The sequence below is a fragment of the Rhizobium sp. Root1204 genome (assembly GCF_001424965.1).
GTDB lineage: Bacteria > Pseudomonadota > Alphaproteobacteria > Rhizobiales > Rhizobiaceae > Pararhizobium.
In genome coordinates this window covers 156318-179157 of record NZ_LMCZ01000042.1, presented here as the reverse complement: position 1 = coordinate 179157, position 22840 = coordinate 156318, and the positions used below count along the sequence as shown (strand labels likewise).

Genomic DNA, 22840 nt, shown 5'->3' with positions numbered 1-22840 from the left:
GAGCGGTGGCCCGGCAATCCGGGCTGGACCTGGCGTCCTGCCTGCCTATCCTCTGCACCCATGCCAACCTTGGTTTCGTGAGGCGCATGATGCCGCGATTGATCCTGCTTGCATTTGCCGCCATCGTTCTCCTGCATGCCCTGTGGCCGATGCCCGCCCATGCGCAGAGCGCCCGCCCGCCTGTGAGCCAATGCCAGGCGATCGCGCAGTCTGTTCCCGACGTCACTTTCGCAAGTTTTAAACCGTCGCTTGCCCTTAACGTTCAGGCGACTGCTGACGAAGCGGTTGTTATCACCTATGTCGGCCATTCGACATTTCTGATCGAAACGCCCGGCGGCGTTTCGATCGCCACGGATTATAGCGGCTGGTATGTACCACCGAAGGTCCCGGACGTCGTTACGATGAACAAGGCGCATTCCAGTCACTACACGCTGACGCCGGACCCGGCGATCAAGCATGTGCTGCATGGATGGGGCGATAGTGGAGAGCCAGCCGATCACGATGTCGTGGTCGGCGACGCCTATATTCGCAATGTCACGACGGATATCCGCGCCGGCGGCGCGACGATGGAGCCGGACGGCAATTCGATCTTCATCTTCGAGGTCGCGGGTCTCTGCATTGGCCATCTCGGGCATCTGCATCATGAACTCGACGATACCGACTATGCCGGGATCGGCCGTCTCGATGTTCTGATGGTACCGGTCGATGGCGGCTTGACGATGGGCGCGGAAAGCATGAGCCGGGTGGTGACGCGGCTGCGCTCGTCGCTGATCCTGCCGATGCACCGGCGCGGCCCGCCGGTCACCAGTTTCCTACAGATGTTCGGCGATGAATTCGACAAAAGCTTTGCCGCGCAACCGAGCGTGACGGTATCGATGCGTTCCTTGCCAAAGAAGCCGCTGATTTATATCCTTCAGGGCGTCTGACCTGGGAACCATGGAATGAAGTTTTTCGCTGCCTGCCTTCTTGCCGTTCTTTCCATGACACATCAGGTTCTGGCCGATGGCGCGCCACCGCCGCGGTTGCCGAGCGCGGAAGGCGACAGGACGCCCGTGACGGTGCCGGAGATGAAAACGCCCGGGCAGCAGCAAGAATTCGTTCTACCCTCCGGTAATATTGGCTGCATCTACACGCCTGAAGGCGGGACAGAGGTCTATCAACCTGCGGACGGCGGGCCCGAACTCTCCTGCGACCGTGTCGAGCCAAGCTATGTCCGGGCGACATTGTCCCGCAAGGGCGGGGCCAGGCTCGCCAAGGATGTTGGTGATCCCAGTTGCTGTTCGGCAGGCCCGGTGCTCGACTATGGCCAGACGTGGACTGCTGGCCCGTTCTCCTGCCTTTCGACCCGCACGGGCCTCGCCTGCGAGCGCAACGATGGTCATTCGTTCTTTCTTAGCCGCAAGCGCCTTGCTGCCAACTGAAAAAAAGCCGGCCCTTCTGGACGCAAAGCGTCAATGAAACTATAAGGCGCCCAATTCCAAACATGATTAGCATGAGAAGAGGGCGCCATGGCTGGCCATTCACAGTTTAAAAACATCATGCACCGCAAGGGCCGTCAGGATGCCGTGCGGTCGAAAATGTTCTCCAAGCTCGCACGCGAAATTACCGTTGCGGTCAAGGGCGGTCTGCCTGACCCGACGATGAATGCGCGCCTGCGCCTGGCGATCCAGAACGCCAAGGCACAGTCGATGCCGAAGGACAATATCGAGCGCGCCATCAAGAAGGGCTCCGGTACCGACGGCGAAAATTACGAAGAAGTCCGTTACGAAGGCTATGGTCCAGGCGGCGTTGCCGTCATCGTCGAGGCACTGACCGATAACCGCAACCGCACAGCCTCCAATGTCCGCTCGACCTTTACAAAGGCCGGCGGTGCACTTGGCGAAACCGGTTCGGTGTCGTTCTCGTTCGACCGCGTCGGTGAAATTTCCTACAAGCTTTCGGCTGGCGATGCCGACACGGTGATGGAAGCTGCGATCGAAGCCGGTGCCGATGACGTCACCACCGACGAGGACGGTCATTTCATCATCTGCGGTTTCGAAGCCATCGGCGACGTTTCCAAGGCGCTTGAAGCGACGCTTGGCGAAGCCGATACCGTCAAGGCGATCTGGAAGCCCCAGAACACGGTGCCGGTCGATGAAGAGCGTGCACAATCGCTGATGAAGCTGATCGATACGCTCGAAGACGACGACGACGTGCAGAACGTCTACACCAACTTCGAAGTTTCCGACGAAGTCATGGCCAAGCTTTCGGCCTGATTTCTGCCGGTTCACGTCACCGCCTGTCGGGATTGGCAAGTCAGTTCCGGCAGCCGGGCATTAGGCTCCTTCCTTTCAGAGAGGATATGGCCCATGCAGACTGTGACCAAACTTGCGACGCCCGTTCCCGCCGCCGGCGATCCGGCAACACTGGATGGTTGGGTTGTCGCCGCCGGAAATCCTTCGATGAAAACCTGGGCGCTGCATACGTCTTCGGATGGCTCGATGGTTTCAGGTTATTGGGAAGCGACACCCGGCACCTATCATGCAACCTACTCTGCCTATGAATTCGTGCACATGATTGCCGGCAAGATCATCATCACGCCAGATGGTGGTACGCCGGTCACGGTCGTTGCTGGTGATGCCTTCGTCGTTGAGGCCGATTTCAAAGGCACCTGGGAAATCCTCGAAACGGTGCGCAAGCACTTCGATTTCAAGGTTTAAGCCTGATTTGAGAGTGTGATGGTACCCCGGAGTTTCTCCGGGGTATTTTTATGCGGCTTTTGCCAGTTGCTGCTGCGCATCTGCAAACAGCCGCACCGATTTTAACCGTGCGTCCATGTCGAAGATCGGCATGGAAACAATCACCTCATCGGCCTCTGTCTGGCCGATGAATTGGTCGAGCTTCGTTCTGATCGTCTCCGGTCCGCCGACGACCGCATAGGTCATGGCATGATCGACGAAAATCTTTTCATTGTCGCTCCACAAACCATCCATCGAATCCACCGGCGGCGGAAACTGGCCACGCGCATTGCGGCGCAGCGCCACGAAAGATTGCTGCATCGAGGTGAAGAGATGGTTGGCTTCGGCGTCGGTATCGGCAGCGACGCCCATGATGCCGACCATGGCATAGGGCTGGTCGAGATATTGTGAAGGCTCGAAACGCTCGCGATAGATTTCCAGGGCTGACAGGAGCATGTCCGGCGCGAAATGTGACGCGAAGGCGAAGGGCAGGCCGAGCATTCCGGCCAGATGGGCGCTAAAATGGCTGGAGCCCAGCAGCCAGAGCGGCACGTTGCTATCGGCGCCGGGCACGGCAATGAGATCCTGGCCGTCCTTGATCGGCCCGAGCAAAGCCTGCAGTTCGACGACGTCATTGGGGAAATTGTTGGCGCTGGCTTCCATGTTGCGGCGAAGTGCAGATGCGGTGCGCATGTCGGTTCCCGGCGCGCGGCCGAGGCCAAGATCGATGCGGCCGGGATAGAGCGCGGCCAGCGTTCCGAACTGCTCGGCAATCACCAGCGGCGAATGGTTGGGCAGCATGATGCCGCCGGAGCCGACGCGGATCGTCTTGGTGCCGGCTGCCACATGCGAAATGACGATCGATGTTGCAGCACTTGCGATGCCCTTCATGCCGTGATGTTCGGCCAGCCAGAAACGCTTGTAGCCGGATGCTTCCGCTTCCTGTGCCAACCTGCGCGAGTTGTGCAAGGCTTGCGAAGCATCTGACCCTTGCGTGATTGGCGAAAGGTCAAGGATCGAAAAGGGCACCATGGGAAAAGCCTTCGATGAATGGAACTGATAGAAGCGTATGTAAGATCGAATTTCGTAAATCCAACCCTAAGGAGGAAATGTGATAGGGGTGGAACGGCCGAATTGTTGCGGATGTTTTTGTTTTGTTCACATTTTGCTGGCAGCGTCCGGGGATGAGTATTAAGCTTCCCACCATGCAAAACACGATTCGCATCATCGGTATCGATCCAGGCCTCCGGCGCACCGGTTGGGGCGTTATCGATACGCTCGGCAACTCGCTGCGTTTCGTCGCCTCCGGCACTGTCACGTCCGACGGCGATATGGATTTGGCTTCGCGGCTTTGCCAGTTGCACGATGGTTTGGCCGATGTCATTCACGTTCACAAGCCGGATGAGGCGGCCGTCGAGCAGACTTTCGTGAACAAGGATGCGGTGGCGACCCTCAAGCTTGGCCAAGCCCGCGGCATTGCCATGCTTGTGCCAGCACGGGCGGGATTGCAGGTCGCTGAATATGCGCCGAATGCGGTGAAGAAATCCGTCATCGGCGTTGGTCACGGTGAGAAGCAGCAAATCCACATGATGCTGAAAATCCTGATGCCCAAGGCCGAATTCAAGGGCAATGACGCGGCTGATGCCTTGGCGATCGCTATTTGCCACGCCCACAATCGCGGTGGCGCCCGCATGCGCATGGCGGCACTCGCAGGCTGATTTGTTCTTGACTTGTTCCTGGTTCGCATCTAAGTAATACCTTGGAGGTATTACCATGCGTGTGACGGAAAAAGGTCAGGTGACCATCCCGAAGGAAATCAGAGACCGTCTCGGCATTGTGCCGGGGTCAGAGGTGGATTTCGTTGCGTCCAGCAAGGGCGCATTGCTGGTGCGGGTGGATGCTGCAGCAGACGAGCCGGCGATCCGCGACTTCGATGACTGGGCCGCCAGCGTGAAGGGGACGTTCGATACCGGAGGCAAGAGCACGGACGAGTTCATGGTCTGGCTGAGAGGTGAACGTGACGATCTCGACCCTCGTTGATACCAATATCTTCATTGATGTTCTCGGGCCTGAAACGCCCATTCGCCCATGGTCGCTTAAAGCTTTGCGGCAATGCGTCAGCGACGGAACTCTGGTCCTCAGCCCGATTGTTTGGTCCGAACTTGCGGCGTCGCCCATTTCAGAAGGAGAGCTGCTTGCTGCCTTGAGCTGGCTCGATCCCAAACGTGAAAATATCCCGTACGAGGCGGCATTCCGAGCGGGCAAGGCGCATCGTGCTTATCGGCTTGCCGGTGGTCAGCGGGAGCGGACATTGCCGGATTTTCTCATCGGCGCCCATGCCGACTGGCGCAGACACCGTCTGTTGACGAGAGACGGGGCCAGATACAGTTCCTACTTCCCTTCCGTCGAATTGATCACGCCGGACACTCACCCATGAAGGATTTTGCGCCATGATCGGCAAGCTGAAGGGAACGATCGACGAAATCGGTGACGACCATGTCGTTGTCGATGTGCATGGTGTCGGCTATGTCGCCCATTGTTCGTCGCGCACGCTGTCGAAGATCGGCTCGCCCGGTGAAGCAATCGTGCTGTTTATCGAAACCTACGTGCGCGAAGACCAATTGCGGCTGTTTGGTTTCCTGTCGGCGCTGGAGCGGGAATGGTTCCGGCTGCTGCAGAGCGTGCAGGGCGTCGGCTCCAAGGTGGCGCTTGCCGTTCTTTCCGTGCTGACGCCCGGCGAACTGGCCAATGCCATTGCGTTGCAGGACAAGACCGCCGTTTCGCGGGCGCCCGGCGTCGGGCCAAAGGTTGCGGTGCGCATCGTCACCGAACTGAAGAACAAGGCGCCCGCCTTTGCCGGCGAAGCCAGCGCCAATATCGGACTGAAGCAGGAACTCGGGGAGGGCGTTGCTTCCGCACCGGTCTCGGATGCGGTCTCGGCGCTCAGCAATCTCGGCTATTCGCGCGATCAGGCAGCCAATGCGGTGGCGGCTGCGTTGAAGAATGGTGGCGAGGGGCTGGATAGCGCCAAGTTGATCCGGTTGGGGCTGAAAGAGCTGGCGCGCTAAGTGCGTTGCCCTGGCGTTCGAGGCATGAGATTGAGTGTACATGAGTGAAGAGCAGAGACTGATCACCCCGGAAAAGCGCGGCGAGGATCTCGATACGACGCTGCGGCCGCAGACGCTGGACGAGTTTACCGGTCAGGCGGAAGCGCGTGCCAATCTGAAAATTTTCATCGAGGCGGCAAAGAACCGCGGCGAGGCGCTGGACCATGTTCTGTTCGTCGGTCCGCCCGGCCTTGGCAAGACGACGCTGGCGCAGATCATGGCCAAGGAACTCGGCGTCAATTTCCGCTCGACATCCGGTCCCGTGATCGCCAAGGCCGGTGATCTTGCCGCCCTTCTGACCAATCTCGAAGACCGGGACGTGCTGTTCATTGACGAAATCCACCGGCTGAACCCAGCCGTCGAGGAAATCCTCTATCCGGCGATGGAGGATTTTCAGCTCGATCTGATCATCGGCGAGGGTCCGGCGGCGCGCTCGGTGAAGATCGACCTGTCGAAATTCACGCTGGTGGCGGCGACGACGCGGCTCGGGCTTTTGACCACGCCGCTGCGCGACCGGTTTGGTATTCCGGTGCGCTTGAGTTTCTATACGGTCGAGGAGTTGGAACTGATCGTCAGGCGTGGAGCTAGGCTGATGGGTCTCGGTATTACGGATGACGGTGCCCGAGAAATCGCCCGCCGGGCGCGCGGCACGCCGCGCATCGCGGGCCGGCTTCTGCGCCGGGTGCGTGATTTTGCCGAAGTCGCCAAGGCTGAGGCTGTGACCAAGCAGATCGCCGACGAGGCGCTGACACGGTTGCTGGTTGACAATATGGGCCTCGATCAACTCGACAAACGTTATCTGACCATGATTGCGCTGAATTTTGGTGGCGGTCCGGTTGGCATTGAAACCATTGCGGCAGGGCTGTCTGAACCTCGCGATGCGATCGAGGACATTATCGAGCCCTACATGATTCAGCAGGGATTCATCCAGCGTACACCGCGCGGGCGTATTTTGACCGCAAACGCATGGAAACACCTTGGATTGCAGGTGCCGAAGGATCTGGAAGCCACCCAGTTCCGCCTGTTTCAGGAGGATGATTGATTGATTTCCCGGCGCGGCTTTTTAAGGACGGTTGGAAGCCTGATGCTGACGGGCATCGCGACCGGCGCCTATGCCGTCGGTATCGAGCCGGTCCGGCAGCCGCGCGTACAGCGCTATCGCCTCGTTCCGGACAAATGGCCCGCCGGTTTGAAGCTGAAACTTGTTGTCCTCGCCGACATTCATGCCTGTGATCCCTGGATGTCACCGAAGCGGATCGGCGAGATCTGCAGGCAGGCCAATGTGTTGGGCGGTGACATGATCCTGCTTTTGGGGGATTTTCTATCCGGCATGCGGATAAGGACAGGGCATGTGGCGCCGGAAGACTGGGTGCGTGAGCTTGCCGCCCTGTCCGCGCCACTTGGCGTTCATGCCGTCATGGGTAACCATGACTGGCTCGATGATCCTGGTGCGATGCTGGCCGGGAAGGGGCCGACGCTGGTCCACACGGCGCTGTCATCGATCAATGTTCCCGTCTATGACAACCATGCCACCCGTTTCGAGAAGGATGGCGAAGGCTTCTGGCTGGCCGGGCTGGCCGATCAGATCGGTCCCTGGCCGGGTCTCGATGACCTGCCAGCCACCCTGGCGCAGATCGCCGATGATGCGCCCGTTATCCTGATGGCGCATGAGCCGGATGTATTCCCGCAAGTGCCAGACCGGGTGTCCCTGACGCTATCCGGGCATACGCATGGCGGCCAGATCCGCCTGTTTGGATATGCGCCCTTCGTTCCCTCGCGCTTTAGCAATCGTTACGTCTACGGCCATATTGTCGAGAATGATCGCAATCTGATCGTTTCCGGTGGCTTGGGTTGCTCGATCCTGCCCATCCGTTTCGGTTCGCCGCCGGAAATCGTCGTTGTCGAACTTGGATAGACCATGCCCAAACGAAAGATGATCCGGATGGATGGGCCGCAGAGACAGCGGTTCAATTTTCGTATTGCCGGCCTTGGGTTTCGCGATGGGCATGTTCTGGTGCACCGGGCAGCACACGAGGATTTCTGGACGTTTCCGGGTGGGCGGGCCGAGATCGGCGAGACATCGGTGGAGACGCTGAAGCGCGAGATGGTCGAGGAACTGGGCGTCGAGGTCAGCGTCGGCCGCTTGCTCTGGACCGTGGAAAATTTCTTTCGTTACGAGGAGCGCGACTATCACGAGATCGGCTTCTACTACCAGATGGAAATCCCTGGGGATTTTCCGTTTGATCCAAGCGACATCGTGCATCGTTTGCGGGACGGCAAGAATGATCTCGAGTTCAAATGGGTGAAAGCCACCAAGGCGGCGCTGATAGCGCTCGATATCCCGCCCTATTTCATTGCCGAGCAGATCGAGACCTTACCGCTGACGCCAGTCCATATCATCTGGGATGACGGCGATCTTGACCGGTAGACCATACCGTCCCGAACATGGCTGAAGCCTTCCAGGCTAAGCCAGGTGTTCTATAGTCTCTCTGAGTAGCTCCAAGCCGCCCGCCTTCCAGCCCAGCGCCTCGATCTTGCTGGTGCTCATGGGGTTGCAGCCTGTTTTATCGCCGGCGTCAGGCAAGGGATGTGGACAGTGCCTGGCACGCTGCAGGGTGGAAAGGATGTCGTAGGTATCGGTCAGGACATCCGAAACGTTGAAGGTTTCGCCATTGATCCGCAGGCTGTCCGATTCCAGCATCAGCCGCACGGCCTGGGCGACATTGGTGCCATGCACTTCGGTGCTCGCGCGGGGGGCAATAGGCTTACCTGCGAGATAATCCTCGAAAAGCCCCGCCCATTTATGCCGCTGTCCGGGTCCTGCAGCACCGTAGATGCCGGTTGCTCTGAGGCTTGCGGTGACGAAGCCGTGGCCGCAGAGGGCGGCCAGGCTCCGCTCTGCCTGCAACTTGATTTCGCCATACAGCGTGTCGGGTTTGCCGTGCATATCCTCTTGCAAGATCGTGCCGGGTGGTTGCGGGCCATAGGCGGCGCGGCTGGACAGAAAAACGCAACGGCGGACGCCGGCATCGCGGGCAGTTTCGAAAAGGCTCACGCTGCCGTCGAGATTGGCGCGCTGGAAATTCTCGGGATCATCGCCTTCGCCGCCGCGATATTTTCCGGGTATGTGCTCGAAGGCGGCATGGACGAAATAATAGATGTGATCGAAGGCCTCGATCTGGTCGGCATCCGGATCAAGCCGTAAAGGCACGAACGCAACGTCCTTGGAGAAAAAGCCCGGGCCCGGCGCAGCACGGCCGCCGACAGTGACCTTGTAACCGTTGGCCAACAGGTGTTCGACGATGAAACGGCCGGCATAGCCGGTGCCGCCGGAAACAAGAACGCGTGTCATGAGCTTCCTGATTTCAGTTCGTGTTTGCCAGGCCCGGATTTGGCAGTCCGGCAATATCGGGAATGTTCTCGCCGCTGAAGAAAGCATGCCAGAGATTGATCAGCGGTCGCAGACTTTCCGCTTTTGGATGGTCCTTTTCCCACGGTTTTTCATATTGATAGTGCAGCACGCCGATGGATGGCCAATCCCACAGAGCCGGCATGTTGAACCAGACATATTGCAGCATGTTCATCGTGACAGGCAGGCCATGCCAGTCGGGGAAGAAATTCTGCAGAAAGGTCTGGTCGGTGCGCGGCCAGAAAGCATCGGGTCTGTCCAATTGCGTGAGCATGGCCTCGAATGTCTGCGGGGAGGGTGTGGCGACAAAGACGCCTGAGTTCAGCCGGTGAAAATCGGCAAGGCTTTCATAGACGTTGGGCGCTGCCGAAAATTCGGGATAGCCGAAATAGCGGTCGATGTTTTTCAGGACCAGCGTATCGGCATCGATGAAGATGCAGCGATCATACGCGGTCAGTTGCCAGAGCCGCAGTTTGCAAAAATTGTCGAGCGGCGAGTGAAAGTCCGGTTTTCGCCCTTTGGTGAAGGGGGCTGCGCTGTGAATGCTCTTGCGGGCATGCCGCTCGTTGAAGGCGTTGGACAGAGGCAGGAGGTCGGTGGGGACAAGCCGGCAACGAAATTCGGCGAGGGGCGTCAGGGCGGATTGATCAACGCCGCCGGTGTGGAGGACGACGATATCAGCTTTCGTTCCCGTTATGCGGATTGATCGCGCCAATGCGGTTGCGCCCATCGCATAGTCGGCATTCGTCACCAGCGTCACGAATGCGTGCTGCGATCCGGCAGGGCCGGATGGTGCGATACCATTTGAAGCAAGCGCTTGCTCCATCATGAAACCGATTTCAGCCTTCTTCCTTCCGGATCGTGGTTGATCTTGGCGGCGATGTCCTTGGTCCAGGCCGAAACGGCGGGCACTCGGCTGCGATCGACGCGGTAGGCGTATTTCTTGCCGACATCGACGATTTCCGCAAGCAGGCCATCCTGCAGCGTGATTGCATTCAAGCCAAGGGCGCGGAATTTTTCGTTGCGGACGATCAGATCGTTTTCGGCTGCTTCCTTGCGAGGGTTGGGTAGCCAGGCGATCTCTGAGCCGGTAAGCCCGGCGATCATTTCGGCGAGGTCGCGGATCCGGTGCGTCTCGGTCATCTGGTTGAAGATCTCGACGCGGGCGCCACGCTGCGGCGGGTTTTTCAGCGCCAGTTCGATGCAGCGGACCGAATCCTGAATATGGATGAAGGCGCGGGTCTGGCCGCCGGTGCTGTGCACGGTCAGCGGATAGCCAATCGCCGCCTGGATCAGGAAGCGATTGAGCACGGTGCCGTAATCGCCGTCATAATCGAAGCGGTTGATCAGCTGTTCGTGGCGGCGGGTCTGCTCGGTATGTGTACCCCAGACGATGCCCTGATGCAGGTCGGTGATCCGCAGCGCGTCGTTCTTGGCGTAGAACTGGAACAGCAGCTGATCGAGGCATTTTGTCATGTGATAGATCGAGCCGGGATTGGCCGGGTAGAGGATATCCTGCTTCGCCGTCTCGCCGCTTTCGGCCTCGATGCCGACCGATAGGTAACCTTCGGGAATGGCGGCGCCGACGGTCGAATAACCGTAGACGCCCATCGTGCCGAGATGGACGAGATGCGCGTCGAGGCCGATCTCAACCAGGGCGTTCAGGAGGTTATGCGTGGCGTTGACGTTGTTGTTGACCGTGTAATTCTTGTGGCGGTCACTTTTCATCGAATAGGGCGCCGCGCGCTGTTCGGCGAAATGGATCACGGCATCCGGACGGTTTTCCGCAAGCCAATTTTTCAGGAGCTCGTAATCGCGGGCCAGATCGATCAAGTGGAAATGGATGCGCCGGCCGGTCTCCGCGTGCCAGATGCGCGTGCGCTCCTGGATTGAATCCATCGGCGTCAGAGACTGAACCCCGAGTTCGGTATCGATCCAGCGGCGGGAGAGGTTGTCGAGGATGTGGATGTCGTGACCGGCGTCAGACAAATGCAGGGCCGTCGGCCAGCCGACAAAACCATCACCGCCAAGGACAGCAATTTTCATGCACGTCGTCTCCTTCAGGTGGAACGCTATGGATGGTGATAGGGGCGGATTGTGACAGGACGACAATGCTTGCCAAAAGCAATTTGTTCCGTCACAGAAAAACAAAAATCAGAGGATGCCCATGACCTTGATTGCACTTTCCGGCGAGTTGACGGATGCCGGACACCGGCTGGTGCAGCGCGTCTATTATGAGGACACGGATTTCTCCGGCGTCGTCTATCATGCCCGCTATCTGCATTTCATGGAGCGGGCACGCACCGATTATCTGCGTCTTCTCGGCGTCGAGCAGGCAACGCTGGCGATCGAGGGTGACACGGAAGGTCTGGTCTTCGTCGTCCACCGGATGGAGATCGATTTCAAGCAACCGGCACGCATGGACGACATCCTGACGATCACCACGGCGACGGAAAAAGCCGGTGGCGCCAAGATGGTCTTGCAACAGGAAATCCGCCGCGAGGGCACGCTACTGATCGCCGCCAAGGTGATCATCGCCGTCATCAACGGGCAGGGGCGGCCGCGGCGATTGCCGGAGACACTGGGCAAGAAGTTCCTCGGGCAGGGCTGAGTTTCAGTCCCCGGCTTCGACCGCTTTCAGCATTGCCTTGGTCAGGCTCTGTTTCCAGTCCTTCGCCTCCGCCCAGGGATCGATACCGCTTTCCAGGCGCTCGAGAATATCGGGAATGTGAAAACCGTTGGCAGCACCGAGATCACCAAGCTCATCCCAGCTGACCGGCGTTGCCACCGGACCATTGGAGCGGGCGCGCACCGAATAGGGCGCGACGGCGGTGGAGCCGCGCTCATTGCGCAGCCAGTCGATGAAGATGCGGCCCTTGCGCTTGGCTTTTGACATGGTGGCGATGTAATTTTCGGGATCTTCGTCGGCGATCTTGGCCGAAAGGCCCTTGGCGAAGGTCTTGGCGTCCTCCCACGGCGCGCGGCGCGACAGCGGCACGATGACATGGATGCCCTTGCCGCCAGAGACCATGGCGACCGATTTCAGGCCAAGCTCCTCCAACGCGTCGCGAAGCAAGACGGCCGCCTGTTTGACGGTTTCGAAGGTGACGCTCGGGTCGGGATCGAGATCGAAGACAAGCCGGTCGGCAGCGTCGAGCCGGTCGATGGTCGAGCCCCAGATGTGCAACTCGATCGTGCCCATCTGCACGGCGGCCACGAGGCCCTTGGCATCGTTGACGTAGAGATAGTTGGCGGTATCGCCATCGGATTCCTCGATCGGGACCTGATGGATTTCATCGGGAAAGCCATCGCCGGCATGTTTTTGGTAAAAGCACTGATGATCAGGCCCCTGCGGGCAGCGCAGGATTGAGGCAGGGTGATCCGCGGCGAAGGGCAACATGCGAACCGCGATCACGCCATAGTATCGGGCAAGGTCGACCTTGGTGATCGCGGGGTCGGAAAAGAGCAGCCTGTCGGCGTGGGTTATGCGGATACCGAGCACGTCGCCGTCTGCATCCTTTTCCTTGTGCGGTGGCCGTTTCTTATCCGCGCCCGGCACTTCCGGTTTATCCACGGCGGCTTTGGACGTTGGTGCTGGTTTCTTCGTCTCTAGCGTCACGGCAGAAGCCTCCTTGTCTTCGCGCAGGCCCTGAAAGGCGCCGTGGCGGATGTGACCATCGTCGGTAAATTCGGCGAAATCAATTTCCGCCGCAAGATTCGGAGTCAGCCAGACCGCATCATGCGCGATCTGGTTCGGGACCGCATCGAATGGTGACGTCTTGCGTATCAGCTTGGGAAAACGCGCGGCCAGATCTGCCATGGTCTCTTCGTCGAACCCGGTGCCGACGCGGCCCTGATAGACGAATTTCCTCCCGTCATACGCGCCGACCAGCAGCGAGGCGAAAGCCCTCCCGCGCTTGTCAGAGGGGGAATAGCCGCCGATGACGAATTCCTGCCGTTTGGTGCATTTGATCTTCAGCCAGTTGCCGGCGCGGCCTTCGCGATAGGACGCATCGGCTTTTTTGGCGATGATGCCTTCCTGCCCGGCCTTACACATGGCCTGAAACACCTTTCGGCCATTGCCCCGGACGTGTTCGCTGTACTGGATAGCAGGGCCAGGTTCCAGCGTGTCCAGCAACACCTTCAGCGCCTCCTTGCGTTCGACCAGTGGCGCTTTGCGCAAATCCTTGCCGTCGAGGTGCAGCAGATCGAAGGCATAGAAGCGCGTTTCGCCCCCGGTTTTGATTGCCTTCTGCAATGCGGAGAACTTGGAGCCTTCGTTAGAAGCGGCGACCGCCTCGCCATCGATCAAAGCGGTGTCGCAATCCAGCGGCATCAATCCGTTGGCGATATCGGGGAATTTTTCCGTCCAGTCCAGTCCGGTCCGCGTGAAGCAGGTGACGCCACCTTTGCCGATGGAAACCATCAGACGATAACCGTCAAACTTGGCTTCGTTCAGCCAGTCGTCGCCATCAGGCGCGTCCGCGGTGAGGGTTGCCAGCTGCGCCTTGACGAAGGTGGGCGCCTTGCCCGACCGTTTCCGTTCTTTTGGCGGCTCTGATTTTTCCTCGGCGACGGCGCCAGCCTTGACATTGGCGGCGGCGCTTTTCGCCGATTCCCACACATGGGCTTTCCTTTCCCCCTGGCCGGATGCGATCTCCCCCATCGAACGGCCGCTTTTGACGCTGGTCAAATTTTCCGTCAACAGGCTTTCGCCGTCTTCGCTGGTCTCGCCGTCATGCTCCTTGATCAGCAGCCAGTTCTCGCGCTTTTCACCGTTGCGCGGCTTCATCCGCACTAAGGTCCAGCCGCCATGCATGCGCTGACCGTGGAGATGAAATTTCAGCTTGCCTTCCTTCAGGCCTTCGTCGGGATCGTTGTCTGGCTCCCACCAGCCGGTGTCCCACAGCATCACCGTGCCGCCGCCATATTGCTTTTTCGGAATCGTACCTTCGAAATCGCCATAGGCCATGGGATGGTCTTCGGTGCGCACGGCAAGCCGCTTGTCGTCCGGGTTGATGCTTGGGCCGCGGGTTACCGCCCAGCTTTTGAGTACGCCTTTCCATTCCAGCCGGAAGTCATAATGCAGCCGGGTTGCATCATGTTTCTGCACCAGAAAGAGCTTGCCCGCCTTTCCCTTTTTCGACGCCCCCTTGGGTTCGGCGGTCCTGGTGAAATCGCGCTTGCGGTTATACTCGGTGAGGGAATCGTAATGCTCGGCCATAGCGGTGCCTCAGGCGGATTTTTTCTTCGGAGCGGCTTTCTTGGGCGCAGCTTTCCCACCGCTACCCTCAAGACTTTTCTTCAGTGCCGACATCAGATCGACGACATTGTCGCCACGCTTGCCGGTGTCGTCCTCATCTTCGACCTCGATCTTTGCCTTCTTGCCCTTGAGCTTTCTCTGGACCAGTTCTTTCAGTGCCGTCGAATAATTGTCCTTGAAGGTGGTGGCGTCGAAGGGGGCGGTCTTCTTGTCGATCAGCGCGGTTGCCACTTCCAGAAGATCATCGTCGGAGGTTTTGCCGGAAAGTCCGTGGAACATCGGATCGGCTTTCCGCAACTCGTCGGCGTAGTGGAGTGTTTCGAGAAGTAGACCATCGCCGCAAGGTTTGATCGCAGCGATGTATTCGCGTCCGCGCAGGGTCAGCTGGCCAAGCCCCACCTTGCCTGATTTGCGCAAGGCGTCCCTGACCACCCGATAGGCGTCTTCGGCCAGATCGTCGGAGGGAACGACATAATAGGGTTTGTCATAGTAGATCGGTGAAATCTCGGAGGCATCGACAAACTGCACGAGTTCCAATGTCTTTTTCGTCTCAAGCTTGACTGCGTCTATTTCCTCCGGTTCGAGCAGGACATACTTGCCACTCTCATACTCGTAGCCCTTGACGATCTCGTCCGTATCGACAGGACCGATGCCGTCGACGACCTTGTCGTAGTGGACGGGCTTGCCGGATGGTTCGTGGATCTGGCGGAAGGCAAAGCGCGCGCCCGTCTTAGTGGCGCTGAACACTTCGACAGGGATGGAAACGAGGGAGAGACGCAGCTGTCCTTTCCACAATGCACGCGATACCATGTTTCCACCTTCTCCGTCGGCCGGTGTTTTAATGCGCAATATTCCCCGTGTTCGTGTCGCGGGCCAGCAGGCGCTCCAGCGCAGCCACATCCTCGCTGGTGATCACCGGCACCGGATCGGACACCATGGCCTGCAGCACTTCAGGCGAAACGGCGCCATTCTCGATGGCCCATTCCAGCGCTTCACGTGTCTCACGCTCCGCCCTCAGCTGCGCATAAAGCGCAAGGATCAACCGGTCGCGATGATCGAAATGCGGCCGGGAGGAACGTTTGGATGATGTCTTTGGCGTGATCGTGCTCATGTCCGCTGAACGCGGCCAAGCCTTGAATGTTCCCGCAGTACTTCATGGCAAAGATCAGATTGCAATGCGGCAAAGTAAGACTCTCTTAACCATAATGATGTCTTAATGCACATATTAGGGTTTTGTGCACTGCACGTCATCCTTTCACCAAGATTGAACGCAAGAAGGCAGACAGGAAGCTTAAAGATCGGCATGAGGCCGGTTATCGGCAGCTGCCGGGTCAATCTTGCAACAATGACGTTTAAGCACCCTGGCTGTGAGCATGAGATTGCTCTTGCCGGGCGTTTGGATTCGGGGATTTGAGAACGATGGAACAGGTTGGATTGGCTGCAGCGACGACAGACGTAACGCTGTGGTCGCTATTCATGGAGGCGGGCTTCGTGGTGAAGCTCGTCATGCTGGGACTGATTGGCGCCTCAATCTGGACCTGGGCGATCGTCGTCGACAAGACGCTTAAATTCGGCAAGGTGCGCCGCCAGCTGGATGCGTTCGAACAGGTGTTCTGGTCTGGCCAGTCGCTGGAAGAACTCTACCGGACACTGTCCGACCGGACGACCTCCGGCATGGGGGCGATCTTCGTCTCTGCCATGCGCGAATGGAAGAAGTCCTTCGAACGCGGCGCCCGTTCGCCGATCGGTCTGCAGATGCGTATTGACCGGGCGATGGACGTGACGCTGGCCCGTGAGGCCGAAGCGCTTGAATCGCGGCTCGGATCGCTCGCCACCATCGGTTCGGCCGGCCCGTTCGTCGGTCTGTTCGGTACCGTTGTCGGTATCATGACCTCGTTCCAGGCCATCGCCGGTTCGAAGTCGACAAACCTTGCGGTTGTTGCGCCCGGTATCGCCGAGGCACTTCTCGCCACCGCAATCGGCCTTCTCGCCGCTATCCCGGCGGTTATCGCCTACAACAAGTTCTCCGCCGATGCCGGCAAGCTGACGGCGCGCATGGAAGGGTTTGCCGACGAGTTCTCGGCCATTCTTTCGCGCCAGATCGATGAGAAGCTGCAGCCGCGCCAGGCCGCGCAGTAAAGCCTGAGCGGCACGAAGACGGAGATAGACCAATGGGTATGTCAGCAGCAGGTGGTGGATCGAAGGGTGGCGGCCGTCGCCGCGGTGGCCGTGGCGGCCGCGGCGGCAAGGGCGTCATGAGCGAAATCAACGTGACGCCGTTCGTCGACGTCATGCTGGTGCTGTTGATCATCTTCATGGTTGCCGCCCCGATGATGACGGTCGGCGTGCCGATCGATCTGCCGGAAACGCAGGCGAAGGCGCTGAATGCCGAAACCCAGCCGATCACGATTTCGGTCAAGAGCGACGGCCAGGTCTTCCTGCAGGAAACGCCGATCCCGGTCGAAGAGGTTGCCGCAAAGCTGCAGGCGATCGCAACGACAGGCTATAGCGAGCGTATTTTCGTGCGGGGTGATGCGACGTCGCCTTACGGCGTGATCGCCGATGTCATGGCGCGTATCCAGGAAGCAGGCTTCAAGAATATCGGTCTCGTCACCCAGCCGCAGAAGGGCCAGTAGAGCGCGTACGATGAAGAGCAGTCTCATCACATCCGCTGTGCTGCATGGCCTGGTTCTGACCTGGGCGCTGGTGTCGCTCGGCAGTCCCAAATCGTTCGAGGTCTCCAATATGGAGTCCATCCCGGTCGATATGGTGTCTGTCGAAGAGCTGACCCAGTTGCAGATGGGGGACGCAAAGGCTCCGAAATCCGAAAAGCCTTCGCCCGTTCCGACAAAGAAGCCAGTTGAGAACAATGATGGTGAAAACGTCGGCGACAACAGTGTTGATCTGAAAACACCGCCAAAGCCGGAATCCAAGCCGATCGAAAAGGAATCGACGGGCGCGATCAAGTCTGAAGACGTTCCGCTGCCGAAACCTGAGCCGGTGAAGGAAGACAAGCCCGAGGTGACGGAAGACAAGCCGGCATCCGAGCCTGCAACGGAAGTTGCCGCTCTGCCCGAGCCGAAGCAGGAGGTCCAGCCCGACCCCAAGCCTGCGGAAACGCCTGCCGAGGAAAAGCCTGCGGAAAATCCGGATGCAGAAGCGCTGCCGGACAAAGTTCCGACGCCAATGACAAAGCCCAAGGTGGAACAGCCGGCGCAGACGGCCAAGACGCCCGATCGCAAGAACGAAGAAAACAAGACCGAGAAGAAGAAGACATCGACTGCCATGAAGTCGGACTTCGATGCCGATGAAGTGGCGGCGCTTCTCAACAAGCAGGATTCCTCCGGCGGTGGCAAGAAGCGGTCCAGCGAAACAGCTTCGCTGGGTGCAAAGAAGACGACCGGCAACACGCTGTCGGCCAGCGAAATGGATGCGCTGAGGGGCCGCATCGAGAACAATTGGTCCGTCGTTGCCGGTATTTCCGGTGCCGAAGGGCTGACGATCACGGTGACGATGCAGCTCGACAAGAATGGCGAGATCATCGGGCGGCCTGAAGTGGTCGCCTCGGGCGGTACGGATTCGGCACGGCGAACCTTCGAGGGCAGCGTGCGGCGGGCCATCCTGAAATCGGCGCCGTTCGATAACCTGCCGGCAGACAAATACGATTCCTGGAGCGAAGTGGTCGTCAATTTCGATCCAAGCTCCATGCTCTAGAACATCATAGAATGAATGGCTGAAAGGCTCCGTTACAATGTTGAAACGCAATCCCTTCCGTTTTCTGATCGCGCTCGCGACGATGGTCACCCTGATGATCGCGCCTGCACATGCGCGGGTGGAAATCAACATCAACAAAGGCAATGTCGAGCCTTTGCCCATCGCCGTCACCGACTTCCTGCAAGGTGAACTGGGCCAGAAGATTTCCGACGTCGTTGCAGCCGACCTGAAGCGTTCCGGCCTGTTTGCGCCGATCGCCAAAAGTGCCTTCATCGAGAAGATCACCAATCCGGATGCCGCTCCGCGTTTTGAAGACTGGAAGGTCATCAATGCGCAGGCGCTGGTCACCGGCCGGGTCACCCAGGAAGGCGATGGCCGCCTGAAGGCGGAATTCCGCCTGTGGGATAGCTTTGCCGGCCAGCAGATGGCAGGGCAGCAGTTCTTCACCCAGCCGGAAAACTGGCGCCGTGTCGCCCATATCATCGCCGACGCTATCTATGAGCAGATCACCGGTGAAAAGGGCTATTTCGATACCCGCATCGTCTATGTCGCCGAAAGCGGCCCGAAGACGGCACGCAAGCGTCAACTGGCCATCATGGACCAGGATGGTTTCAATGCCCGTGGCATCACCAATTCCAACGACATCGTGCTGACGCCGCGTTTCTCGCCGAACAAGCAGGAAATCACCTACATGTCGTTTGAAGGCAACGAGCCGCGCGTCTATCTGCTGCAGCTCGAAACCGGACAGCGCGAAGTGGTCGGCAATTTCCCCGGCATGACCTTTGCTCCGCGCTTTTCGCCGGATGGCCAGCGGGTGATCATGAGCTTGCAGCAGGACGGCAACGCCAACATCTACACGATGGACCTGCGTTCGCGCACCACGACGCGGCTGACGTCGACCGCTGCGATCGACACCTCTCCGTCCTATTCGCCGGATGGTAGCCAGATCGTGTTTGAAAGTGATCGCGGCGGCCGCCAGCAGCTGTATGTCATGAGCGCCGGCGGCGGTGGACAGAACCGCATCTCGTTCGGCGATGGCTCTTATTCCACGCCGGTCTGGTCGCCACGCGGAGACCTGATCGCCTTTACCAAGCAGTCGGGTGGCAAGTTCTCGATCGGCGTGATGAAGCCGGATGGTTCGGGCGAACGCATCCTGACGACCGGCTTCCACAACGAAGGCCCGACCTGGGCTCCGAATGGCCGTGTCCTGATGTTCTTCCGGCAGAACTCCGGTGCCGGTGGTCCGCAGCTCTATTCGATCGACCTGACCGGCTATAACGAGCAGCTGGTCCAGACCAAGGGCTTTGCGTCTGACCCGGCATGGTCGCCGCTACTTGAATAGCCCCATTGAATAGCATTGTGACGATGCGGCGGGGAATATGGCGAATTTGCCGCTTTCTCGCCGCAAAGGACTGATCTAGCAAGCCTCCACGCGAATTTTAACCGTCTGCTAACCATATCCGTTGAAATGGGATTAACCGCTTCCGGTTACAGTCTGGCAACCCTGAATTAAGACAGACCATCCAAGGAGACCGGCCCATGAGCCGCATTCACGCCCAGGCCGCAGGCCGCATGCAATCCTTCGCCCGCAACCCGATCATGATCGCTCTCTTTGCCAGCCTGGCGCTTGCTGCTTGCGCCAAGAAGCCGATGAACAGCGCTGGTGATCTCGGCCTCGGCGCCAATGCGGCGACCCCGGGCTCGAGCCAGGACTTCACGGTCAACGTCGGCGACCGCATCTTCTTCGACACAGACTCCACCTCGATCCGTGCAGATGCCCAGGCAACGCTTGATCGCCAGGCGCAGTGGCTGGCCAAGTATCCGAACTATGCCATCACGGTCGAAGGTCATGCCGACGAACGCGGCACCCGCGAGTACAACCTGGCACTGGGCGCACGCCGCGCCGCAGCGGCCAAGGAATATCTCTCCTCGCGCGGTATCCCGGCCTCGAAGATCAAGACGATCTCCTACGGCAAGGAAAAGCCGGTCGCCGTCTGCGACGACATTTCCTGCTGGTCGCAGAACCGTCGCGCTGTCACGGTTCTGGGTGGCGCCGGCATGTAATTGCCGGACCTTCAGCAGTCTCTCGAAAAGGCGGCCATTCGGGCCGCCTTTTCTTTTTTGTCACACTTTGACCGAACTCCGTTGCTTTTTGAGGCCAATTGGAAAACTGTGCGGCAATCATCCATCAACCGATTTGAACCGGTTCGGATGAGAGTGGATACACAAACAGGACACATGACATGAAACATTTTGTCGTGGCGGGATTGATCGGCCTGACTGCCTTTGCGGGGTTTGGACAGACAGTGACCGCCATGCCGCTATCCGCGCTGTTCAACCGCGCAATCCACGGCGAGGCCCAGTCACCGGGCAAGGCGCCGCTGCTCAAGGTCCAGTCGAACGAGGTTGGACGCATCGGGCAGCTCGAGGAACAGATCCGCTCGCTCAACGGGCGTATCGAGGAAATGAGTTTCCAGCTTCTGCAGATGCAGGAGCAGATCCGCAAATTCCAGGAAGACAACGAGTTCCGTTTCCAGGATCTGGAAGGCGGCAAGTCGGGCTCGACGAAGAAGAGCCAGCTGGAAACACCGCGCACCAATCAGACAGCTGGCACTGCGCCTGCACCGACTGATCAGGCAACTGTAACCGATCCCAACGCAGGTTTGGGATCGGATACTGCTTCCGGTACCGGCGCGGCGTCCTCGACGCTGGGCCAGATCGTCTTTGACGAAAACGGCAATCCTATCGCCGCAAACCAGGACACATCGAGTCTGGAATCAACGCTCCCCGGTACCGATCAGGGCATCAACCAGACGCCGGACAGCCAGCAGCAGACGGCCGCTCTCGATAATCCCGGCGATCTCTATCAGTCGGCCTATGGCCATGTGCTGACGGGCGACTACAGCAAGGCTGAAAACGAATTCCGCTCCTATCTCGAAGCATTCCCGAAGGGCGAAAAAGCCGCGGATGCCAGCTTCTGGATGGGCGAAGCGCAATACTCCCAAGGCAAGTTCAACGATTCCGCCAAGACGTTCCTGAATGCGCACCAAGCCTACAGCAAGTCGCCGAAGGCGCCGGAGATGCTCTTGAAACTCGGCATGTCGTTGGCTGCACTCGACAACAAGGACACGGCCTGCGCCACGCTGCGTGAGGTCAACAAGCGCTATCCGAAGGCTTCGCAGGCGGTGAAGACCAAGGTTGCCAGCGAACAGGGCCGCCTTGCCTGCTGAGGTGGACCGCGCCGCGCCGCTTGCTGCCGTAGAGGCGGCGAAACAATTTCTCTCTTCATTCAAGACACCCGGCATGATCCTCGCCGCCGTTTCCGGCGGCAGTGATTCAAAAGGCCTGCTTCTGGCGCTGCATGAGGCGATCACGCTTGGTGGCTTTTCGGCCTTTTCCCTGTCCGCCTGCACTGTCGATCATGCGCTGCGCCGTGAATCCGCTGAGGAAGCGCGGGCGGTCGCGGCTTTTTGCGCTGAAAAAGGCATTCCGCATACCATTCGCCAATGGGACGGCGACAAGCCGGTGGCCGGTATTCAGGCGGCGGCGCGGGCAGCACGTTACGGGCAGCTTGCCGATGCCGCGCGAGATATGGCTGCCATCTGCATTGTCACTGCCCACACTGCGGATGACCAGAACGAGACGATTGCCATGCGCCTAGGCCGGTCGGAGCCAGATGCGCCTGGTTTGGCAGGCATGGCGGCGGGAGTTCTGGTCGGCGGTAGAGCCTGGGTCTGGCGTCCGTTTCTTCATCTGCGCCGGATCGATATCCGCTCTTTTCTAATGGAGCGGGGCGAGGGGTGGTTCGATGATCCGAGCAACAGCAATCGCCGCTTTGAGCGCGTGCGAGTGCGCCAGGCGCTGTCCGGCGAGGGATCTTCGTCCGCGGATGTACTTGCCGCGGGGCGAGCCCGTTTCGGGTCAAGCGAGCGTGCAGCGCGGCTGATTGACCGGTATGTGCACGGTTTTGAAGGCCTTGTGGCGAAGGTCGATCCGGAAATTCCGGCCGGTATGGCCGATCCCGACTGTATGCGTGCGGTTCTGTCGATCGCCTCCGTCATCGGCGGACGTCTTCATCTTCCTGGCCGCGAGACGGCCGCGCGGCTTACGGCGTTTTTGGGAGACGCAAGTGGCGGGCGGATGACTGCAGGGCGCGTGGTTTTCGATCGCCGCAAATCGGGTCTCTATCTCTATCGCGAAGCGAGGGGCTTGCCGGAGATCGAACTTCACCCCGCTCAGTGCGGGCTTTGGGATGGCCGCTTTCTGGTCACCAACGAAGGGGCGCATCGTGTAGCGGTTCACGCCCGTGGCGAAACGGCCGGATTGTGCGCGAGACTGATTGCCGCAGGCCTGCCCGAACCTGTGGCCAAGCGCGCTGTCAAATCGGCTATCGGGTTTTCTGCGCCGACGCAGGCATCAGATCGTCCGGATGCTGCTGTCGCTTTGGTGCCAACGCCTTGTGTGCAAACCTATATCAGCCTTTACGACACCTTTTTGCCGTGTTTCGACCTGATGATGGCAAACAGCATTGCCACGCTCTTTGGCCGTGACAACTATCCTGCTCCTCCGGTTTACGGTGTATTGACGGAAAAGTCAGGTTAGTCTTGAGTTTGCCTTGGCAAGCTGGTCA

At 59.3% G+C, this 22840-nt stretch carries 26 protein-coding genes; 19 read left to right on the top strand and 7 right to left on the bottom strand.

Features of this window, described 5'->3' with window-relative positions:
- Positions 1–86 precede the first annotated feature (86 nt).
- The 4 genes from ASC96_RS28815 (at position 87) to ASC96_RS28800 (ending at position 2699) form a co-directional block, all read left to right on the top strand.
- Positions 87–926 (top strand): MBL fold metallo-hydrolase, encoded by an 840-nt coding sequence (locus tag ASC96_RS28815; protein ID WP_060506484.1) that lies wholly within the window; start codon positions 87–89, stop codon positions 924–926.
- 15 nt (positions 927–941) lie between these two features.
- Positions 942–1421 (top strand): hypothetical protein, encoded by a 480-nt coding sequence (locus ASC96_RS28810; protein ID WP_060506483.1) that lies wholly within the window; start codon positions 942–944, stop codon positions 1419–1421.
- A gap of 87 nt (positions 1422–1508) precedes the next feature.
- Positions 1509–2255 carry a YebC/PmpR family DNA-binding transcriptional regulator gene (locus tag ASC96_RS28805; protein WP_060506482.1) on the top strand — a complete coding sequence of 249 codons (747 nt, stop codon included), beginning with the start codon at positions 1509–1511 and terminating at the stop codon, positions 2253–2255.
- A 93-nt stretch (positions 2256–2348) separates the two neighbouring features.
- Positions 2349–2699, top strand: coding sequence for a cupin domain-containing protein (locus ASC96_RS28800; protein WP_060506481.1), 351 nt, complete (start codon positions 2349–2351; stop codon positions 2697–2699).
- A gap of 48 nt (positions 2700–2747) precedes the next feature.
- On the opposite strand, the gene ASC96_RS28795 is transcribed toward ASC96_RS28800, so the two are convergent.
- A complete protein-coding gene (locus ASC96_RS28795) occupies positions 2748–3749 on the bottom strand; it encodes an LLM class flavin-dependent oxidoreductase (RefSeq protein WP_060506480.1) in 1002 nt (333 codons plus the stop codon).
- Between the two features lie 173 nt (positions 3750–3922).
- Between ASC96_RS28795 and ruvC the strand changes: the two genes are divergently transcribed.
- From ruvC to ASC96_RS28765, 7 genes are read left to right on the top strand one after another with little or no spacing between them, the layout of a single operon-like run.
- Entirely contained in the window at positions 3923–4435 is a 513-nt protein-coding gene (gene ruvC, locus ASC96_RS28790; RefSeq protein WP_060506479.1) for a crossover junction endodeoxyribonuclease RuvC, read from the top strand.
- A gap of 55 nt (positions 4436–4490) precedes the next feature.
- On the top strand, positions 4491–4757 hold the full coding sequence (locus ASC96_RS28785; RefSeq protein WP_060506478.1) for an AbrB/MazE/SpoVT family DNA-binding domain-containing protein: 267 nt from the start codon (positions 4491–4493) through the stop codon (positions 4755–4757).
- Positions 4735–5154 carry a type II toxin-antitoxin system VapC family toxin gene (locus ASC96_RS32315; protein WP_081927832.1) on the top strand — a complete coding sequence of 140 codons (420 nt, stop codon included), beginning with the start codon at positions 4735–4737 and terminating at the stop codon, positions 5152–5154. Before ASC96_RS28785 ends, ASC96_RS32315 begins: the two co-directional genes overlap by 23 nt.
- Positions 5155–5167: 13 nt before the next feature.
- Complete coding sequence (gene ruvA / locus ASC96_RS28780; protein ID WP_060506477.1) at positions 5168–5785, top strand: Holliday junction branch migration protein RuvA; 618 nt, start codon at positions 5168–5170, stop codon at positions 5783–5785.
- 40 nt (positions 5786–5825) lie between these two features.
- Entirely contained in the window at positions 5826–6866 is a 1041-nt protein-coding gene (gene ruvB / locus ASC96_RS28775; protein ID WP_060506476.1) for a Holliday junction branch migration DNA helicase RuvB, read from the top strand.
- A complete protein-coding gene (locus ASC96_RS28770; RefSeq protein ID WP_060506475.1) occupies positions 6867–7739 on the top strand; it encodes a metallophosphoesterase in 873 nt (290 codons plus the stop codon). It begins immediately after the preceding gene.
- Between the two features lie 3 nt (positions 7740–7742).
- Positions 7743–8252, top strand: a complete 510-nt coding sequence (locus tag ASC96_RS28765; protein ID WP_060506474.1) for an NUDIX hydrolase — start codon at positions 7743–7745, stop codon at positions 8250–8252.
- 36 nt (positions 8253–8288) lie between these two features.
- Here ASC96_RS28765 and ASC96_RS28760 read toward each other — a convergent pair whose 3' ends face one another.
- The 3 genes from ASC96_RS28760 to ASC96_RS28750 are packed head-to-tail and all read right to left on the bottom strand — an operon-like array spanning position 8289 to position 11279.
- Positions 8289–9176 carry an NAD(P)-dependent oxidoreductase gene (locus tag ASC96_RS28760; RefSeq protein ID WP_060506473.1) on the bottom strand — a complete coding sequence of 296 codons (888 nt, stop codon included), beginning with the start codon at positions 9174–9176 and terminating at the stop codon, positions 8289–8291.
- 13 nt (positions 9177–9189) lie between these two features.
- Positions 9190–10059 (bottom strand): glycosyltransferase, encoded by an 870-nt coding sequence (locus ASC96_RS28755; RefSeq protein ID WP_060506599.1) that lies wholly within the window; start codon positions 10057–10059, stop codon positions 9190–9192.
- Complete coding sequence (locus ASC96_RS28750) at positions 10059–11279, bottom strand: NAD-dependent epimerase/dehydratase family protein (RefSeq protein ID WP_060506472.1); 1221 nt, start codon at positions 11277–11279, stop codon at positions 10059–10061. Before ASC96_RS28750 ends, ASC96_RS28755 begins: the two co-directional genes overlap by 1 nt.
- A gap of 121 nt (positions 11280–11400) precedes the next feature.
- Here ASC96_RS28750 and ybgC point away from each other — a divergent pair, with 121 nt between their 5' ends.
- A complete protein-coding gene (gene ybgC / locus ASC96_RS28745) occupies positions 11401–11844 on the top strand; it encodes a tol-pal system-associated acyl-CoA thioesterase (protein WP_112834513.1) in 444 nt (147 codons plus the stop codon).
- Between the two features lie 3 nt (positions 11845–11847).
- Here ybgC and ligD read toward each other — a convergent pair whose 3' ends face one another.
- Genes ligD through ASC96_RS28730 form a run of 3 tightly spaced genes read right to left on the bottom strand, consistent with a single transcriptional unit; the run spans position 11848 to position 15607 of the window.
- Positions 11848–14457: a DNA ligase D gene (gene ligD, locus ASC96_RS28740; RefSeq protein ID WP_060506471.1), complete on the bottom strand. Its 2610-nt coding sequence runs from the start codon at positions 14455–14457 to the stop codon at positions 11848–11850.
- A 9-nt stretch (positions 14458–14466) separates the two neighbouring features.
- Entirely contained in the window at positions 14467–15306 is an 840-nt protein-coding gene (locus tag ASC96_RS28735; protein ID WP_060506470.1) for a Ku protein, read from the bottom strand.
- A 28-nt stretch (positions 15307–15334) separates the two neighbouring features.
- Positions 15335–15607 carry a hypothetical protein gene (locus tag ASC96_RS28730; RefSeq protein ID WP_060506469.1) on the bottom strand — a complete coding sequence of 91 codons (273 nt, stop codon included), beginning with the start codon at positions 15605–15607 and terminating at the stop codon, positions 15335–15337.
- 308 nt (positions 15608–15915) lie between these two features.
- On the opposite strand from ASC96_RS28730, the gene tolQ reads away from it, so the two are divergent.
- The 7 genes from tolQ (at position 15916) to tilS (ending at position 22812) form a co-directional block, all read left to right on the top strand.
- Positions 15916–16635, top strand: a complete 720-nt coding sequence (gene tolQ / locus ASC96_RS28725) for a protein TolQ (RefSeq protein ID WP_060506468.1) — start codon at positions 15916–15918, stop codon at positions 16633–16635.
- Positions 16636–16667: 32 nt separating this feature from the next.
- Positions 16668–17132 carry a protein TolR gene (tolR, locus tag ASC96_RS28720; RefSeq protein WP_037099870.1) on the top strand — a complete coding sequence of 155 codons (465 nt, stop codon included), beginning with the start codon at positions 16668–16670 and terminating at the stop codon, positions 17130–17132.
- A 10-nt stretch (positions 17133–17142) separates the two neighbouring features.
- Positions 17143–18210: a TonB C-terminal domain-containing protein gene (locus tag ASC96_RS28715; protein WP_060506467.1), complete on the top strand. Its 1068-nt coding sequence runs from the start codon at positions 17143–17145 to the stop codon at positions 18208–18210.
- A gap of 37 nt (positions 18211–18247) precedes the next feature.
- Entirely contained in the window at positions 18248–19552 is a 1305-nt protein-coding gene (tolB, locus tag ASC96_RS28710; RefSeq protein WP_060506466.1) for a Tol-Pal system beta propeller repeat protein TolB, read from the top strand.
- 197 nt (positions 19553–19749) lie between these two features.
- A complete protein-coding gene (gene pal, locus ASC96_RS28705; RefSeq protein ID WP_060506465.1) occupies positions 19750–20274 on the top strand; it encodes a peptidoglycan-associated lipoprotein Pal in 525 nt (174 codons plus the stop codon).
- A gap of 179 nt (positions 20275–20453) precedes the next feature.
- Entirely contained in the window at positions 20454–21440 is a 987-nt protein-coding gene (gene ybgF, locus ASC96_RS28700) for a tol-pal system protein YbgF (RefSeq protein ID WP_060506464.1), read from the top strand.
- Positions 21441–21513: 73 nt separating this feature from the next.
- Positions 21514–22812 carry a tRNA lysidine(34) synthetase TilS gene (gene tilS / locus ASC96_RS28695; RefSeq protein WP_060506598.1) on the top strand — a complete coding sequence of 433 codons (1299 nt, stop codon included), beginning with the start codon at positions 21514–21516 and terminating at the stop codon, positions 22810–22812.
- Positions 22813–22840: the final 28 nt, after the last annotated feature.